Origin of the sequence: Erythrobacter donghaensis (assembly GCF_001557325.1) — a bacterium.
Lineage (GTDB): Bacteria > Pseudomonadota > Alphaproteobacteria > Sphingomonadales > Sphingomonadaceae > Erythrobacter > Erythrobacter donghaensis_B.
On the sequence record NZ_LSJS01000050.1, the window covers coordinates 1 to 16,032 of the forward strand.

The 16,032-nt window shown below is 62.7% G+C and carries 14 protein-coding genes; 10 read left to right on the forward strand and 4 right to left on the reverse strand.

Annotation, left to right across the window (positions count from 1 at the left end; all coding sequences use genetic code 11):
* Positions 1–263 precede the first annotated feature (263 nt).
* Both dcd and AX692_RS01555 read left to right on the forward strand, forming a co-directional pair.
* Entirely contained in the window at positions 264–818 is a 555-nt protein-coding gene (gene dcd / locus AX692_RS01550; protein WP_073974567.1) for a dCTP deaminase, read from the forward strand.
* A 277-nt stretch (positions 819–1,095) separates the two neighbouring features.
* A complete protein-coding gene (locus AX692_RS01555) occupies positions 1,096–2,271 on the forward strand; it encodes a saccharopine dehydrogenase family protein (protein ID WP_073974568.1) in 1,176 nt (391 codons plus the stop codon).
* 75 nt (positions 2,272–2,346) lie between these two features.
* Here the strand turns inward: AX692_RS01555 and AX692_RS01560 are convergent, their stop codons facing one another.
* Both AX692_RS01560 and AX692_RS01565 read right to left on the reverse strand, forming a co-directional pair.
* Entirely contained in the window at positions 2,347–4,527 is a 2,181-nt protein-coding gene (locus tag AX692_RS01560) for a TonB-dependent receptor (protein ID WP_073974569.1), read from the reverse strand.
* A 178-nt stretch (positions 4,528–4,705) separates the two neighbouring features.
* The gene (locus tag AX692_RS01565; protein WP_230959520.1) at positions 4,706–7,144 is read right to left on the reverse strand and encodes a TonB-dependent receptor plug domain-containing protein; all 2,439 of its coding nucleotides are present in this window, start codon (positions 7,142–7,144) and stop codon (positions 4,706–4,708) included.
* A 523-nt stretch (positions 7,145–7,667) separates the two neighbouring features.
* On the opposite strand from AX692_RS01565, the gene AX692_RS01570 reads away from it, so the two are divergent.
* The 5 genes from AX692_RS01570 to AX692_RS01590 all read left to right on the forward strand — a co-directional run bounded on the left by AX692_RS01570 (position 7,668) and on the right by AX692_RS01590 (position 11,812).
* Positions 7,668–8,936, forward strand: coding sequence for a tyrosine-type recombinase/integrase (locus tag AX692_RS01570; RefSeq protein WP_073974570.1), 1,269 nt, complete (start codon positions 7,668–7,670; stop codon positions 8,934–8,936).
* Between the two features lie 56 nt (positions 8,937–8,992).
* Complete coding sequence (locus AX692_RS01575) at positions 8,993–9,331, forward strand: type II toxin-antitoxin system RelE/ParE family toxin (RefSeq protein ID WP_073974571.1); 339 nt, start codon at positions 8,993–8,995, stop codon at positions 9,329–9,331.
* Positions 9,332–9,336: 5 nt separating this feature from the next.
* Complete coding sequence (locus tag AX692_RS01580) at positions 9,337–9,660, forward strand: DNA-binding protein (RefSeq protein ID WP_073974572.1); 324 nt, start codon at positions 9,337–9,339, stop codon at positions 9,658–9,660.
* Positions 9,661–9,735: 75 nt separating this feature from the next.
* Positions 9,736–10,518, forward strand: a complete 783-nt coding sequence (locus AX692_RS01585) for a DUF5131 family protein (protein WP_073974578.1) — start codon at positions 9,736–9,738, stop codon at positions 10,516–10,518.
* Between the two features lie 34 nt (positions 10,519–10,552).
* A complete protein-coding gene (locus AX692_RS01590; RefSeq protein ID WP_073974573.1) occupies positions 10,553–11,812 on the forward strand; it encodes a three-Cys-motif partner protein TcmP in 1,260 nt (419 codons plus the stop codon).
* Between the two features lie 112 nt (positions 11,813–11,924).
* On the opposite strand, the gene AX692_RS01595 is transcribed toward AX692_RS01590, so the two are convergent.
* A complete protein-coding gene (locus tag AX692_RS01595; RefSeq protein WP_073974574.1) occupies positions 11,925–12,332 on the reverse strand; it encodes a DUF2513 domain-containing protein in 408 nt (135 codons plus the stop codon).
* Between the two features lie 92 nt (positions 12,333–12,424).
* A complete protein-coding gene (locus tag AX692_RS18680) occupies positions 12,425–13,045 on the reverse strand; it encodes a hypothetical protein (protein ID WP_081095063.1) in 621 nt (206 codons plus the stop codon).
* 198 nt (positions 13,046–13,243) lie between these two features.
* Between AX692_RS18680 and AX692_RS01600 the strand changes: the two genes are divergently transcribed.
* Genes AX692_RS01600 through AX692_RS01610 form a run of 3 tightly spaced genes read left to right on the forward strand, consistent with a single transcriptional unit; the run spans position 13,244 to position 15,988 of the window.
* A complete protein-coding gene (locus AX692_RS01600) occupies positions 13,244–14,737 on the forward strand; it encodes a recombinase family protein (protein ID WP_073974579.1) in 1,494 nt (497 codons plus the stop codon).
* Positions 14,737–15,636 (forward strand): plasmid partitioning protein RepB C-terminal domain-containing protein, encoded by a 900-nt coding sequence (locus AX692_RS01605; RefSeq protein ID WP_073974575.1) that lies wholly within the window; start codon positions 14,737–14,739, stop codon positions 15,634–15,636. The genes AX692_RS01600 and AX692_RS01605 overlap by 1 nt, the downstream gene beginning before the upstream one ends.
* Positions 15,629–15,988 (forward strand): ParB N-terminal domain-containing protein, encoded by a 360-nt coding sequence (locus AX692_RS01610; protein WP_073974576.1) that lies wholly within the window; start codon positions 15,629–15,631, stop codon positions 15,986–15,988. Before AX692_RS01605 ends, AX692_RS01610 begins: the two co-directional genes overlap by 8 nt.
* The last annotated feature ends 44 nt before the right edge of the window (positions 15,989–16,032 follow it).

Consider the following 16,032-nt stretch of genomic DNA (forward strand, 5'->3'; position numbering starts at 1 on the left):
ACTTGCGCGTCTATGAGGTCGGTGAACCGCGCTCCACGTAGCTTAGGGCCGCATTGATGCATTCGGCACCAGATCCTGAGCGGCCGCAAGGGGGTCGGTAGCTGAATTTCCGCTTTCGGCCCAAATCGCTGCAAAGCGGACGGGCTCCTTCCATCAATTGTCATCCCGGCGGAAGCTGGGCCCCGGCCCGCGCCGGGGTGACGATAGGGGATAGGTCTCGCATCACCCTTGCCCCCGCGCCCGCCATCGGGAATCCCTTTCTCATGGCGATTCTCTCCGACAAATGGATCCGCGCGCAGGCGCTCGAACATGGCATGATCGAGCCTTTCGTCGAGGCGCAGCGGCGTGACGGGGTGATCTCCTATGGCCTCTCGTCCTACGGCTACGACGCGCGGGTTGCGCCGGAGTTCAAGATCTTCACCAATGTCGATTCCTCGGTGGTCGATCCCAAGGCCTTCGATCCCAAGAGCTTCGTCGACCGCGAGACCGATGTCTGCATCATCCCGCCCAATTCCTTCGCGCTCGCCCGCACGGTCGAATATTTCCGTGTGCCCGAGGACGTGCTGGTGATCTGCCTCGGCAAGTCGACCTATGCGCGCTGCGGGATCATCGTGAACGTCACCCCGCTGGAGCCGGGCTGGGAAGGGCATGTGACGCTCGAATTCAGCAACACCACGCCGCTCCCTGCGAAGATCTACGCCAACGAGGGCGCGTGCCAGTTCCTGTTCCTGCAGGGCAACGAACGCTGCGAGACCAGCTACAAAGACCGCGCGGGCAAATACATGGGCCAGCGCGGGGTGACCCTGCCACGGCTGTAGGGCCCCGGCTTCAGGGCGCTTTCCTACAGACGGGCAGCCGGGTTAGCCTTGGGCGTTCTCGCGTCCGAAAGGCCCTCGACCCTGTGACAAAGGCCCCGCTTCCCTGTCCGTCCGCCTTGGCGAAAATCGCACAAGCCACGGATTTTCCTAATCCTTTCGGGATTTTGCAAAGCGGACACGGTGTCCGCTTTGTCCGCTTGCCCACGGGTCGCCGCACGGATTCGGTCTGGCGGAGCCCGGCTGTGCGTGGCAACACGCCAGCCAAAGGAGAGCATGCATGAGCACCCGCGAATTCGACATCATCGTCTATGGCGCCACCGGCTACACCGGGCGGCTGGTGGCGGAGTATCTCGCCAGCCATTATGGCAGCCGCGAGGATGGCCCCAAGTGGGCGATGGCGGGGCGCAGCCTTGCCAAGCTCGAGGAAGTCCGCGACCTGATCGGCGCGCCCGCCTCGACGCCCCTCGTTGTCGCCAATGCCGATGACGATGCCGACCTCGAAGCCATGTGCGCGCGGACGAAGGTCGTCCTCACCACCGTCGGCCCCTACCAGCTCTATGGCGACAAGCTCGTCGCCGCCTGCGTCAAGACCGGCACCGACTATGCCGACCTGTGCGGCGAGCCTGCATGGATGGCGGCCAAGATCGCCGAGCATCAGGCGGCGGCAGAGGCCAGCGGCGCGCGCATCTGCTTTTCGAGCGGGTTCGATTCCATCCCCTTCGATCTCGGCGTGATGATGACCCAGAAGGCCTGCGTCGAAAAATTCGGCAAGCCCGCCCCGCGCATCCGCGGGCGGGTGCGGGCGATGCAGGGCACCTTCTCGGGCGGCACCGCGGCGAGCCTCGGCGCGACGATGAAGGCGGCGGCCAAGGACGTCTCGGTGATCGGCGTGCTGCGCAACCCCTTTGCGCTCACCCCGGGCTTCGAGGGGCCAGACCAGCCCTCGGGCATGATCCCGAGCTATGAGGACGATCTCGGCAAGTGGTCCGCGCCCTTCGTGATGGCGCCGATCAACACCAAGAACGTCCACCGCACCAACTTCCTGCTCGGCCACCCCTATGGCACCGATTTCCAGTATGACGAGATGATGCTGACGAGCCCCGGCGAGGCGGGCAAGGCGGCGGCCAATGCGGCGCTCGAATTCATGAAGAACCCCTTCGGCGCCAAGCCCCCCAAGCCGGGCGAGGGGCCCACGAAGGAGGAGCGCGAGAACGGCTTCTACGATGTCGTCTTCGTCGCCGACATGCCGGACGGGGGCCGGCTGCAATACGGGGTCAAGGGCCGCTACGATCCAGGTTACGGCTCGACCAGCCGGATGCTGTCGGAGACGGGGATCGCGCTGCTCGCCTGCACCAAGCCCGGCGGCATCGGCACCCCGGGCGCGTTCCTCGGCGAGGCGCTGGTCGAGCGGCTGGTGGAGCACGCCGAGCTGAGCTTCGGGGTGGAAGACTGATGCGAAAAGGGCAGCCGACACCGGACGTGTCCGGCCCGACTGCCCCGATTGCGACCCTGGGGGGAGAGGCGGGCCTCAGAAGCTGAGGCGGACGCTCGCCCTCACATTGCGCCCGATCAGCGGCACGAAATCTTTCGTGAAGCTCGCGTGGCGGCGGCCGGTGACATCGAAGATGTTGTCGGCTGCGATCTGGACGGTGACATTGCGGTTGTCCCTGAGAGGGCGCCAGGCGACGAGGGCGTTGACGAGGGTGAAGCTGTCGGTCGCGGTCTCGAAGGCGGCGGTGCGGTTCTGCTCGTCGAACCACTGGATCTCGCCGCGCAGGTCTAGGGGTCCGGTCTGGGCCTCGAGCGCGCCGAGCAGGGCGAGCGGCGGGATGCGCGGGATGGCGTCGCCATTGTCGAGCTCGGCCTCGGTGTAGGAGGCGCTGAGGTCGGTGAGCAGGCGGAAGGAGCCGGTGTCGATGATCGGGTAGGAGAGCTCGGCCTCGAAGCCCCAGAAGTCGGCATCGCCCTGGAGGTACTGGAAGACGGGGAGGTCGTCCTCTTCCTCGCCGGTTTCCTCGAGGAAGATGTAGTTGTCGAACCACTGGCGATAGGCGGTGAGGCCGAAGGTGCCCTTGCCGATCCGGCCGCGGGCATAGGCCTCGAGGCCCCAGGCGCGCTCGGTGGCAAGGTCGGGGTCGCCGATCTCGAAGGCCTGCGTGGCGATGTGCGGGCCGTCGGAGAACAGCTCCTCGGCGCTCGGCGCGCGTTCGGCGCGCGAGCCGTTGATGCCGAAGCGGATGCCCTCGATGCCTTCGTAGACGAGGCCGAGCGCGCCCGAGAAGGTATCGAAGTCGCGCTCGACGCCGAGGGTCTGGGCCTCGACCTTGGTGAACTCGGCGCGCGCGGCAGCCTCGATCTGGAACGGGCCGGTGCCCCATTCCTGGAGGGTGAAGAGCGCGACCTGGTCGGTGAGGTTGGGCGGGACGTAGGCTTCGGCGCCCACGGCGAGGAAATCGCGGTGGGTGTATTGCACGCCGGACGCGCCGCGCAGCACGCCGTCTGCGTTCTGCACCAGCTCGGCGCGGGCCTCGACGCTGGTCGAATCGAACACGGTGCCGACCTCGGCGCCCTCGAATTCGGTGTGGGTGTAGTCGGAATAGCCGACCCGCAGCTTCAATCGCTCGAAGGCGCCCTCGCCGAGGTAGACATCGCCCTTGAAGTCGGCGCGGAACTGCTCGAGGCCGATGGTGACGCGCTCCTCGCCTTCCTCCTCCTCCTCGGCACCGCCTTCCTCACCGTGGTGGCCGGTGCCGGGGCGGGTGGGGACGCCGTAGCTGGTGTCGTACCAGCCGATGCTGGCGCCGAAGGTGCTCTCGCCGAGGATCAGGCCGAGACCGGCGTTGACGGTCCAGCTCTCGACCGCGGTGTTGGGCACGAAGTCGCCTTGCGAGGCCGCTGCGCGCAGCTCGGCGGCTTCCTCGATCTCGCCCTCGGCCTCCTCCTCGGCGGCCTCGGCGAAGAGCTCGTTGCGCAGTTCACGCGCCACCTGAAGCCCGCCGATGTCGATGTCGCCGGTCTTGCGCCACGACCCGTCGATGTGGGCGACGAGGTTGGGGCCGATCCCGACATCGAGGCTCGCCGCGCCGGTGCGCAGGTTGGTGGCGGTGTCGACCGCGCCGAAGGCGTCAAGGTGGAAGGCCTCGTCCGGGATCCGGGTCGGGATGCGCTTGTCGATCACGTTGACCGCGCCGCCGATCGCCTGGCTGCCGTAGAGCAGCACGGCCGGCCCGCGCAGCACCTCGATCCGCTCGATGGTGATCGGCTCGATCGTGGTGGCGTGGTCGACCGAGGTGTTCGAGACATCGGCGGTGCCCACGCCGTCGACCAGCACGCGCACGCGTTCGCCCTGCTGGCCGCGCAGCACCGGACGCGAGGAGCCGGGCGCGAAGCTGGTCGCCGAGACGCCGGGGAGTTTGGCGAGCAGGTCGCCGATCTGGCCGGTCGCCGCGTCGCGCTGGACGTCGGCGATATCGATCACGCTGGTGCCCGCCAGCAGATCGAGCTCCTTGAGGCCCGCGGTGCTGACGATGATCTCGCCCGCAGTGGCGGCCTGACGGTTGTGGAGGTCGTCCTCGGGCTCGGCCTCGGCGGCGGGCTGGGCTGCTTCCGCCGCCGTTTCGTCGGCCAGCGCCGGGCTGGCGGCGGCAAGACCGAGCGCGGCAACGAGCGCAAGGCGGGAGGAGGCAAGGGAGAGCTTGCTGGCGTTCATGGCGGTTCCCGTGTCATGTATGTGATAACGTATCACGCGCCTAGCGCCGCGCCCGCGCGATGCAAGCACAAAATCGCAAGACGGTGCTCAGGGATCGACGAAAGGCATCCCGGCCCCCAAAAGAAAATGGCCCGGCCGCGCGAGGCGACCGGGCCATGAGCCTCGTCAGGAAGGCTGATCAGAACGCGTAGCGGGCAACCACCTGGAACACCGGACCGGCACGCTCGCTTTCGAGTTCGTACTCGTCGAACTCGCGATCGATCTGCTCCTGGACGGTGTTGAACTTGTTGAAGTCCTCGTCCTTGGTCCCGTCGAGCAGGTTCGAGCCCACCGCGCGGATGACGAAGCTGTCGCCGAAGCGCTTCTCGACGAAGATTTCGAGGTCCGCGCCGTAGCGGGTGAAGACTTCCTCGCCCACCACGCGGCCGAAGGCCTCGCCCTGCTTGCGATAGGTCGCGCCGAAGGCCACGCCCAAATCGGGCAGGTTCTGGATCGCGCCGAAGTTGTAGACGTAATCCGACTGGTCGTTGAAGCGGCGCTCGCCGAATTCGTCGGTGATGTTGCTGTCGAGGATCGCGAGGTTCCCGAACACGCCGGTTTCGGGCAGGCCGAGGAAGGCGAGGCTGAACGAGGCGTCGAATTCGATCCCGTAGACTTCGCCGTCACCGGTGTTGCGCGGGACGTAGACGAAGGTGCCGGGACCTTCCGAGCCGTCTTCCACCGAGCCATCGGCTTCCAGCGCGGTGGTCAGTTCGGTGAGGTTGCTCACGTCGCGGTAGAACACGTTGACGCCGATCACGCCGTTCTTGCCGATCTTGTGCTCGTAGCCAAGGTCGCCGCCCCAGGCGGTTTCGGGCAGCAGGAACGGGTTGCCGCGGAAGTCGTTGTCGCCGAATTCGGTTTCCAGCTCGATCGGAGCGATGAAATCGAAGCGCGGGCGACGCAGCGTGAGCGCGGCCGAGGCCGTGATCCGGCCATTGCCGATCTCGTACTTGAGCGAGGCCGAGGGCAGGAACTCGTCATAGTCATTGCTGACGTCGGTACCGGCCGGGTTGTCCGGATTGCTGCCGAAGATGTCGGTCGTGGTGCTTTCCCAGCGCAGACCGACTTCAAAGGTCAGATTGTCGTATTCGCCTTCGATCAGCGCGTAGAGATCGGCGCGGTCTTCCTCGATCGCGACGACGGTGTTTTCGAACGCCGGGAAGACCGCGGGCACGAACTCGACCGGGCTGCGGACGAACTGGTCATAGCCGGTGCGGGTCGCCGCCGGCAGGTTGAACCGGTTGAGGCTGGTCCTCGGGGTTTCCTGGAACAGCGTGTCGCGGTCCTTGGTTTGGATAAAGCCGCCGATCGCGAATTCGAGATTGTCGTTGAGCTCGAACTCATGCTCGAGGTTGACGAAGAACTCGGTGTCCCTGGTGTCCGAAAGGATCAGCTCGCCGGTGAAACGCGGGGAGCTGCGGTCAAAGTCGATTTCGTATTCGAATTCGTCCTGGACATCATCGAAGCTGGCATAGCCGACCCGCAGCTGGGTTTCGCCGAGGCTCCATTCCTGATTGAGCTTGCCGATGATCGACCAGCTTTCGGTGGTGATGTCGTTGACGTTGGCGTTGTCGGTCAGCAGGCCGGCATCGTCGGTGTCGTCGTCATTGTCGACCGGGCCGAACACGCCTTCGGGCCGCGAATATTCGAAGGAGCGCTCGTCCTCCACGCGCTCGGTGCGCACGAAGTTGCCGAGGATTTCGAATTCGGTGGTTTCAGTCTCGATCCCCCAGCTGGCGTTGAAGGCATAGTCGGTGCCGTCGCGGGTATCGGTCTGGTCTTCGCGGTTTTCGAAATCGTCGGTCGCGAAGTCGGGGTTGTTTTCGGGGCTGTCGCCATAGCGCAGGCTCAGCTTCTCCTTCGGGTTGTAACGGCCCTGCACGTTGGCGCCGATCAGCAGGCGACCGCCCGCCAGCGCGCCGCCGTAGTAGAAGCCGCCCGAGGGCTTGAACTCACCGTCATCGAAGAACAGCCCGCCCGCGCGGACATAGCCGCCATCGAGCGTCAGGCCGTCGCGCAGCACGATGTTGAGCGAGCCGGCCACCGCATCGCCGGTGCGGCGCGCCGAGGAGGAGCGCACGATCTCGACGCGCTGGATCAGCTCGGCGGGTATCCGATCGAGGAAGAACGAGCGGTCGGCCTGGCCGCCGGGCACGCGCTCGCCGTTGATCAGGATCTGGGTGTAGCCCGGATCGAGGCCGCGCAACCGCGCACCGTCGCTTTCGAGGACGTCCGACAGGAAGGTCACGCCCGGCACGCGCTTCAGCGCGTCACCCGCGGTCAGCGGTTCGAAGCGGCGGAAATACTCCTCGTCATAGACCAGAATCGGCTCGGCCGCGTCCGAACGGTTGCGGAAGCCGATCGAGCCCTGGACCACGATTTCCTTGGCCGACTGGATGTCTTCCTCGCTCGGCGTCTCGGGATCCTGCGCCGCAGCGGCGGCCGCGGTTGCGGAGAGCGCGGCGTCAGCGGGTGCGGTATCGTCGGCGAGGGCCGCGTGCGGGACTGCGGCGACAGCGGCGAGCATGAGAGCCTTGCGCGACAGGCGCAGGCGGAGCGGCGTGGTATAATTCATCGGTGCCCCCATTGGCTTGGTTTGTGCGGGGGCCGCTATGGGGGCTGGGTGACGCTTTGCTGACAGCATCGCGGATTGCGTCGCATCTCTGAAATATAACAGATTTGCTGCAATCCGCGGCGCGCGGCCAAGCCTCTGATCAGATAGGCGATCCTGCCCGAGACTGACCGTCGGGCGACCGATGTGCGACATCTTGCGGACAAGCATTCCGGCGGCAGTGTTGCGCTTTTGCCGCATGCACGCGGCGGGCCGCCGCACACAGGGGCTACCGGCCGAACGCAGGAATGTCGGTGGAAACTGGAGCGGGCGAAGGGATTCGAACCCTCGACCCCAACCTTGGCAAGAAGACCGCCAGACCTTTCCCAAGTGCGCCTGACTTCGATTAACTACGACAAATCAGTAGTATAAGGCTATGAAACTTTTCCGAACCGCGATCACATAGCCTTAAATGAGCTTGCATCTGGTGACAATATGGTGACAAAGTGATCGCCAAGAGATTTTGTCACCAAACGGGGGGAAGTTCATGCCCACGGTCAAGCTAACCAAACGCAGCGTCGACGGGCTGCTGCCTCCCGCCAAGGGGCAAGCCGTACTCTGGGACACGGAAGTCAGGGGCTTCGGCGCGCGCATCCTGCCTTCGGGGACAAAGACCTTTATCCTGCAATATCGGAATCCTGAGGGCATCCAGCGGCGGATCAACATTGGCCGATATGGCGTTCTGACAGTCGATCAGGCTCGAGATCAGGCGAAACTGCACCTGGCGTCTGTTATCCAGGGCGAAGATCCCGCCGACGAAAATCGCCGAGCACGCAAAGGTATGACGGTCGCCAAGATGTGCGACTGGTATCTGATCGAGGCGCGTGCCGGGAACATTCTCGGCAGGCTGAACAGGCCGATAAAGGCGTCATCGCTTGATATGGATGAAAGCCGGATCAAGACGCACATCATCCCGCTCCTCGGCAAGCGCGTGGTCTCGCAGCTGAGCATCGCCGATGTCGAGCAGATGCAATCCGACGTGAAGAATGGGAAAACGGCCAAAGCCCGAACTGGTGGGCGCGGTGGAAAGGCGACTGGCGGAGCCGGTGTCGCCTCCCGTTGCCTCGGCACAATTCAGGCAATCATCGGCCACGCCAAGCACAAGGGTTTGCTGGCTGCCCATCCCACCCAAGGCGCCAAGAAACTGGCCAGCAAGAAGCGGACCCGGCGGTTGAGCGTCGCCGAGATCGAGATGCTCGGGAAGGCGATCGCCTATGCCGAGCAAAATCACGAAAATCCTGTGGCCCTGGGCGTCCTGCAAACGCTTCTTCTGACCGGCTATCGCCGGGAAGAGGCGCAAGCCATGCAAAGAGCCTGGGTCAATGCTGCGGGCGGATTTGTCAGTTTTCCCGATACCAAGGGCGGCGCGCAAGTGCGCGCGCTTGGTCCTGCGGCGCTCAATATAGTCGAGCGGCAGCCGGAAATCGTAGGCAACCCCCACGTTTTCCCATCGGAAGCCGGGGCTGGATCGTACACAGCCGTAAGCTCCTGTCTGGATCGTGTTTGCAAACTCGCCGGGATTTCGGGCGTAACGCCCCACACCCTGCGGCATACGTTCGGGAGCATCGCAGGCGAACTCGGTTTTTCGGAACTCACGATCCGAGCCATGCTCGGGCACGCCTCCCAAAACGTGACCCAGGATTACATCCATATCGATGAGGCGCTGAAGCTCGCAGTCCAACGGACGTCGGACGAGATTGCTCGTCTGCTCAATAAGGGCGCGGTGAGCTTGCGACACCCTAGTCTCGCCGCCTGATCCGGAATTGAACTCTCGACACAAGGTAACGAATATGTTACCAAGGGCGGTGCAGCGTGATTATTGAGGAGTATGTCTGTGAAGATGGCACCTGCCCGTTCCGGGGCTGGTTTGACGGTCTCGATGTGCAGGCCGCAGCCAAGGTGGCAACCGCCATCGTCCGCATGGAACTGGGCAACCTGTCGAACGTCAAATGGATCGGTGGCGGGCTTGGCGAATACCGGATCGATTGGGGGCCGGGATACCGGCTCTATTTGACGCAGGACGGAGGTCAACTGATCATCCTCTTCGTAGGCGGGACGAAGAAGCGGCAGCAGTCGGACATCAGGCAGGCGAGCGCACTGCTCGACCAATACAAGGGCCGCAAGGCCAAGGCGAAGAAGGCAAGGAGTTAGGCACGGTGGCGCTGACACGCGATTTCAAGGAAACGGTGAAGGAACGTGCCGCGCGCGATCCAGCCTTTGCCAAAGCCATGCTCGATGAGGCCGCCACCGCCTTTCTCAATGGCGAGCCGCATGTCGCGCGCCTGATTCTGCGCGATCTCGTCAACGCCTCGGTCGGGTTCGAGGAGCTCGCCAGTGAGACCAAGCGGCCGAGCAAGAGCCTGCACCGCATGCTTTCGGAGAAGGGCAATCCAAGCATGGACAATCTCGCCGCGATCTTCGGCGCGGTGCGCAAGCGCCTTGGCGTGGCGTTCGAAGCGCATGGCGTCGAGGCCGCGTGATGCAGATGTTATGTTCTATTTTTGTTCCGTTTGTGGTAGATGCGATGCTGGCTGAGCAAGATCAGCGAGGTCGAAATGGCTGAAACACAGATTGAATGGACGGATTCGACGTGGAATCCAGTGGCTGGCTGCACCATTGTCAGCGCGGGCTGCACGCACTGCTACGCTATGGAAATGGCTCGGCGCCTCGAAGCTATGGGCGTCAGCAAGTACGCAGGGCTGACACGGCGGAGCGGTGAGCGCACGATCTGGAACGGTGTAATCCGGGAAGATCGCGATGCGCTCCTGATTCCGCTGCGCTGGCGCAAACCAAGAAAGATCTTCGTCAACTCGATGAGCGATCTCTTTCACGAACAGGTCAGCGACGCCTTCATTCTGGACGTCTGGAAGGTGATGCGCGAAACCCCACATCACAACTACCAGATTCTGACGAAGCGCCCTGACCGCATGGCGTCGATTACAACCAGGCTCATCAAGGACGTCCTTCCCAATGTGTGGCTCGGAACAAGTATCGAGAATGCAGATGTGGTTGAGCGAATAGACCACTTGCGAAACGTACCGGCTGCAATCCGTTTTCTGTCCTTCGAACCGCTGATTGGGCCGGTCGGTGAGATCGACCTCGCTGGAATAGACTGGGCGATCGTCGGGGGTGAAAGTGGCCGCTCTGCCCGACCGATCAGGGAGGAGTGGATTGACGAGATTCACGATCAATGCGTCGCATTCGAGACGGCTTTCTTCTTCAAGCAATGGGGCACCTGGGGGAAAGATAACAAGCGCCGCTCAAAGAAGGCCAACGGCCGCGAGTATCGGGGCAAAACCTGGGATGAAATGCCGTCGGCGTTCCTCGCTGCCGTGTGACATGCAACAGGCCGGTCATCGGCAAGGGGAATGAATGGCTGAAAAACCGTATGAGTGGGTGGATGGCGCAATGCTGGAGGACCACTCGCGGCGCAAGCACAAGATCCTCCGGGAGTATTTCTTCCAGTATCTGACGGTTCGCTGCCAGCTCCCCCAGATGGAAAAGTTCCGCCTGGCGATTGTCGATGGCTTCGCCGGCGGAGGGCGATATAGCTGCGGCGCGTCGGGTTCGCCGCTCATCTTCATTGAGGAGTTGCGACGAGCAGTCGAGGCGGTCAACATGCATCGGACGGCGGAAGGTCTCGGCCTCATTGAGGTCGAATGTCTGCTGGTGCTGAATGATTTCAGCAGGGATGCTCTCGAAACGATCAAGGCGCATATTGCACCGCTTCAGGCCGAAATCGTCCAAAATGTCCCGCGCCTTCATTTGCGCATTGAGTACCTGAACCAGCCATTCGAAGATGCCTATCCGGCAATGAAGCAATTCCTGGAACAAGGCCGCTTCCGGAATGTGCTGTTCAACCTCGACCAATGCGGCCACAGCAAGGTCAGCCGGTCGACGCTGGTCGACATCATGCACTCATACCCGTCGGTCGAAGTCTTCTACACTTTCGCGATCCAGTCGCTCCTGACGTACCTTCAGACCCATGATCCGATACGGCTCGCGGCGCAGCTTCAGCCCTTCGGCATCCAGTCCAAGGATATCGAAGCTCTCGATTTCGGGATCAAGAAACAGCAATGGCTGGGCGCAGCAGAACGGCTGGTGTTCGACACATTCCGCACCTGCGCCACCTTTGTCAGCCCGTTCTCGATCAACAATCCGGATGGGTGGCGATACTGGCTGATCCACTTCGCGAATGCTCACCGCGCCCGGCAGGTCTACAACAACGTGCTGCACGACAACAGCTCGGAGCAGGCGCATTTCGGGCGATCAGGCCTCAACATGCTCGCCTATGACCCGAGCCACGAGGATGGCGCGCTGTACCTCTTCGATGTGTCTGGCCGTCAAAGTGCGCGCACCCAGCTACTGTCCGACATCCCCCGCCTCGTCTCGGAATCCGGCGATGTGATCGGCGTGGCCGATTTCTACGCAGGGATCTACAATTCGACGCCGGCACATAGCGAAGACATACATCAGGCCATCATGGAAAATCCGGATCTGCAAGTTATCACGCCTGCCGGAGGCGAGAGGCGCAGCGCGAACGCTATTGCTGTCGGCGATATGTTGAAGCTCAAGCAGCAGAAGAGCTTCTTCCCATTTTTCACATCTCAAGAGCGCGAGAAGCAAAAGTAGGATTGGGGTCACCGATGACCCCCGCGAACGGGTGCCGCGAATGGCCCGACCACGCGGAGCGGGCCGGCACGAGGGACGGATCAGGCTATAATCGCGCAGTTTTCGCTGAAGATCAGAGGTCCAGCTCAACGCCGGTGTGCTGCTCAATCTTCTTCTTGATCAGCCCTTTGGCGAGCGCTTTCAGAAGGTCTATGCTGAAACCGCCGGCCTGTTTGGCCCCGGCTTTTGTCTCGCGCCAGATGGCAGGGTCGCGGATGGTGTCGAGGAAGTCGTGGCCAGCCCAGGTGATCTGACCGATTTGCCAGACCGCACCGGACAGCTTCGCCTGGATCGTGATGAGACCAGCCTCGTCAAGCAAAGCCAGATGGCATTCGATCAGCTCAGCCTGATCGCGCGGCATTTTGCCTGTACCATTTTCGCCCAGTATCTCGGCGATCTCCGGGGTCATCAGCTCGAACGCCCGCCGACCGTCCTCGATCTCCAGCAGCAGGTTGCGGACCAGATCCATGTCACGTTTCATCGCATGGATCTTAACTGCAGACCCACCGGAAGGACAGCGATCTATCAATGCCTTCCGTGCGCGAGGCCTCGTCCTGCCGACATCATCTGCGTTCACGCGCGAACGAGGTGATAGCGTCCATTTTTTCGGGCACCTACAAAGTGCAGAAGATTGCAGGTGCACAGTCCTGCAAGATCGCGCCGCGCCGACTTGATGCTCACCTGCCAATGCGCTGCAACATCGCGCGCCCTCGTCGGCAAACCGCGCGCGACTCGGTCGAGTATCCAGCGCTGTCGCTCATTGAGCCCGTCCGTTATTGGGTCATTTACAGGGCCACTTTCAGGGTCATTTGTAGGGTCAGAATTCGGCCAATATCTGCCCGCAGCCATCTCTTCCCGGCGACTATTCCCGAAAGATGCTCTGCTCGGCCCTGGTATGGCAGCCTCCGCCAAGGCCGATTGCTGGCTTTCGATGATGCCCAGGACGAACGCCCGGATAACCGGAGACGTCGCAACCAAGCGCAAGAAGAAGACCGTGTCCGGCCCATGTTGCGCGGCCATCCAGTGCTTGGCGGACCGCTCACTGGCATGGGTCAGACGCATCAGTTGCTTGACCGCGCGATGCGTATCGCCATGTTCCTTGCGCAGCAGATTGGCGATGACTTCGGCATAGGCCTGGCGGCTGGCGAGCGCGCCTTCCCAAGCTGGCAACTTCCTGCCCTTTTTCGGCAACATCTTCCGGTCCTTTCCCACATATACTGTTGAGAGTGCGGGAATGCCGGAGAGGTCCGTGTTTCGCGCTGCAGCGGTTGGCCGCCCTGGCCACTGCAGTCCGGATTTCGAAAGGGGCGCGCATTGGCGGGTTGGGATCAAGAAGACGCGCCAAGCGACGCCGAACAGCCGCCCACGGTGCGGGCGGCCGAATATGTTCGAATGTCCACCGACCATCAGAAATACTCGACGGAAAATCAGGCCGACGCGATCCGCCACTATGCGGCGTCTCGGGGCATCGAAATTGTCCGCACCTATGCCGACGACGGCAAAAGCGGCCTGTCGATCGATGGCCGCGCCTCACTGCAACGACTGATTGCTGACGTCGAATCCGGCAGCGCCGATTTCGAGATGATCCTGGTCTATGATGTCAGCCGGTGGGGGCGCTTCCAGGACGCGGACGAGAGCGCCTACTACGAATACATCTGTCGCCGGGCCGGAATTCAGATCGCCTATTGCGCCGAACAGTTCGAAAATGACGGGTCGCCGATGAGCACCATGTTCAAGGGCTTCAAGCGCGCCATGGCTGGCGAATACAGCCGGGAGCTTTCGGTCAAGGTTTTTGCCGGCCAGGGGCGGCTCATCGAGAAAGGCTACCGTCAGGGCGGTCCCGCCGGTTTCGGCCTGCGCCGGACGCTCATTGATGAACACGGCAACACCAAGGCGGTGCTCGGCCGCGGCGAGCAGAAGAGTCTCCAGACCGACCGCGTCATCCTGACACCCGGACCGCCGGAAGAGATTGGCGTGGTGCAAGAGATATACCGGGCTTTCGTCCATGACGGACGAACCGAACGCGAGATCGCCGAGGAGCTGAACGCTCGCGGCATCCTGTCCGACCTCGAACGCCCGTGGACACGCGGCACCGTGCACCAGCTCCTGATCAATGAAAAATATGTCGGCGACAATGTCTGGAATCGCCGCTCGTTCAAGCTGAAGAAGAAGCGGGTTCGCAATGCCCCGGACATGTGGATCAGGTCACAGGGTGCATTCGAGGGGATCGTTGAACGGGAGCTGTTCGAGGCTGCCCATTCGATTATTGCTGCACGCTCGTTCCGCCTGTCCGACGAGGAGATGCTGGAAGCTCTGCGGGGTCTCTACGCCAGCAAGGGGCTGCTGTCCGGCATCATTATCGACGAATGCGAGGGATTGCCGTCGAGCAGCGCCTTCAGCTCGCGATTTGGCAGTCTCCTGCGCGCTTACAGCCTGGTGGGCTTTTCGCCGGAGCGCGATTACCGCTACGTTGCCATCAACAAGGCGCTGCGCCGCCTGCACCCCGACATTGTCCGCGACATATTGAGTGGACTTCAGGCCCAGGGGAGCGATGCCTGGCAGGACCTCGCCAGCGACAGCATCCGCGTGAATGGCGAGTTCAGCCTCGCCATTGTTCTGGTGCGCTGCACTCCGACACCGACCGGCCTCCTGCGCTGGAAGATCCGCTTCGACACCAGCCATCTCGCAGACATCACCGTCGTCGTGCGCATGGACATGCACAACCGCGCGCCGTTCGATTATTATCTGTTTCCAAGAATTGACGTCGCCAGCGAACGGCTGCGGCTCGCCGAAGATAACGACCTGCACCTCGACGCCTATCGCTTCGACACGCTCGACTTCTTCTATGACATCGCGGCACCCGTCGCCATTCCGGAGGCTGCCTAATGCCCGTCGTGCGCCCTCAGCAGATCGAGATGATCCCGGTTTCCAAGATTACGGTGCTTAACCCCCGCTCGCGCAACAAGCGTCAGCACCGAGAGATCGTGAACAACATCGAGTCGATCGGATTGAAGCGGCCGATCACGGTGAGCCGCCATCAGGGACCAGGTGGACCGCGCTATGATCTCGTTTGCGGCGAAGGGCGGCTCGAAGCCTTTCAGATGCTGGGCCAGACGGAAATTCCGGCGGTCGTGATCGAAGCGAGCGAAAGCGATTGCCTGGTGATGAGTCTGGTCGAGAACATTGCCCGCCGGACGCCTCGCCCGATTGACGTGATGCGCGAGATCGGTGCCTTGCGCGAGCGCGGCTATAACGAAACCGAAATCGGGCACAAGATCGGGGTCAGCAGTTCTTGGGTCAGCATGATCGTCACGCTTCTGGCCCGCGGCGAGGAGCGGCTCGTCGCCGCCGTTGAAACCGGCCTCATCCCGATCAGCCTCGCCATGGAAATTTCCCGTGCGGAGTCCGAGGAAGCGCAGAACCTGCTGCTCGATGCCTATGAGACGGGCAAGCTGCGCGGCAAGAAGCTCGCGTCTGTGCGAAGGCTGCTCGAGCTGCGGATGCGCGGGCACAACAAGTCCCTGCCGGCGGGCAAGCTGGGGCGACGTTCCGCCAATCGCAAGCTGACCGCTAGCGACCTCATGCAGGTTTACCAGCGAGAGGCGGAGAAACAGCGCCTGCTCGTGAAGAAGTCTGATTTCACCCAGACGCGGCTGCTGTTCATTGTTGAAGCGATCAAGGATCTGCTGGGCGACGACGGGTTTCTGACCCTGCTGCGCGCGGAGGCGCTGGAGACGATGCCGCGCGCGCTCGCCATGCGAATTGCAGGTGAGAGCGATGACTGATTGGTCCGAACCCAACACTCCGGATATGGAACCCGGTTCGGATCGCCGGGTCCGGCTCGGCTTCGAACGCGAGACTGTCACCCTCGCGCTCAATCAGCTCGTTCCCCTGAAGATACTTCAGCAGGGCGTGCGGGAGAGCAAGAAATTCGCCCAGATCGTCAGTTCGATCAAGGCGATCGGGATCGTCGAGGCTCCGGCTGTCGCGCCGGACCCCCAGCATCCGGGCAAATATTTCCTGCTCGATGGCCATCTGCGGATCGAAGCCTTGCGGCAGCTCGAAATCCCGACGGTTGAGTGCCTCGTCGCCAATGATGATGAAACCTACACTTACAACAAGCGGGTGCCCTTGTAGGCGGTGGAACGCACGCGGTGCCGTGACACGACGCCATCCTCACT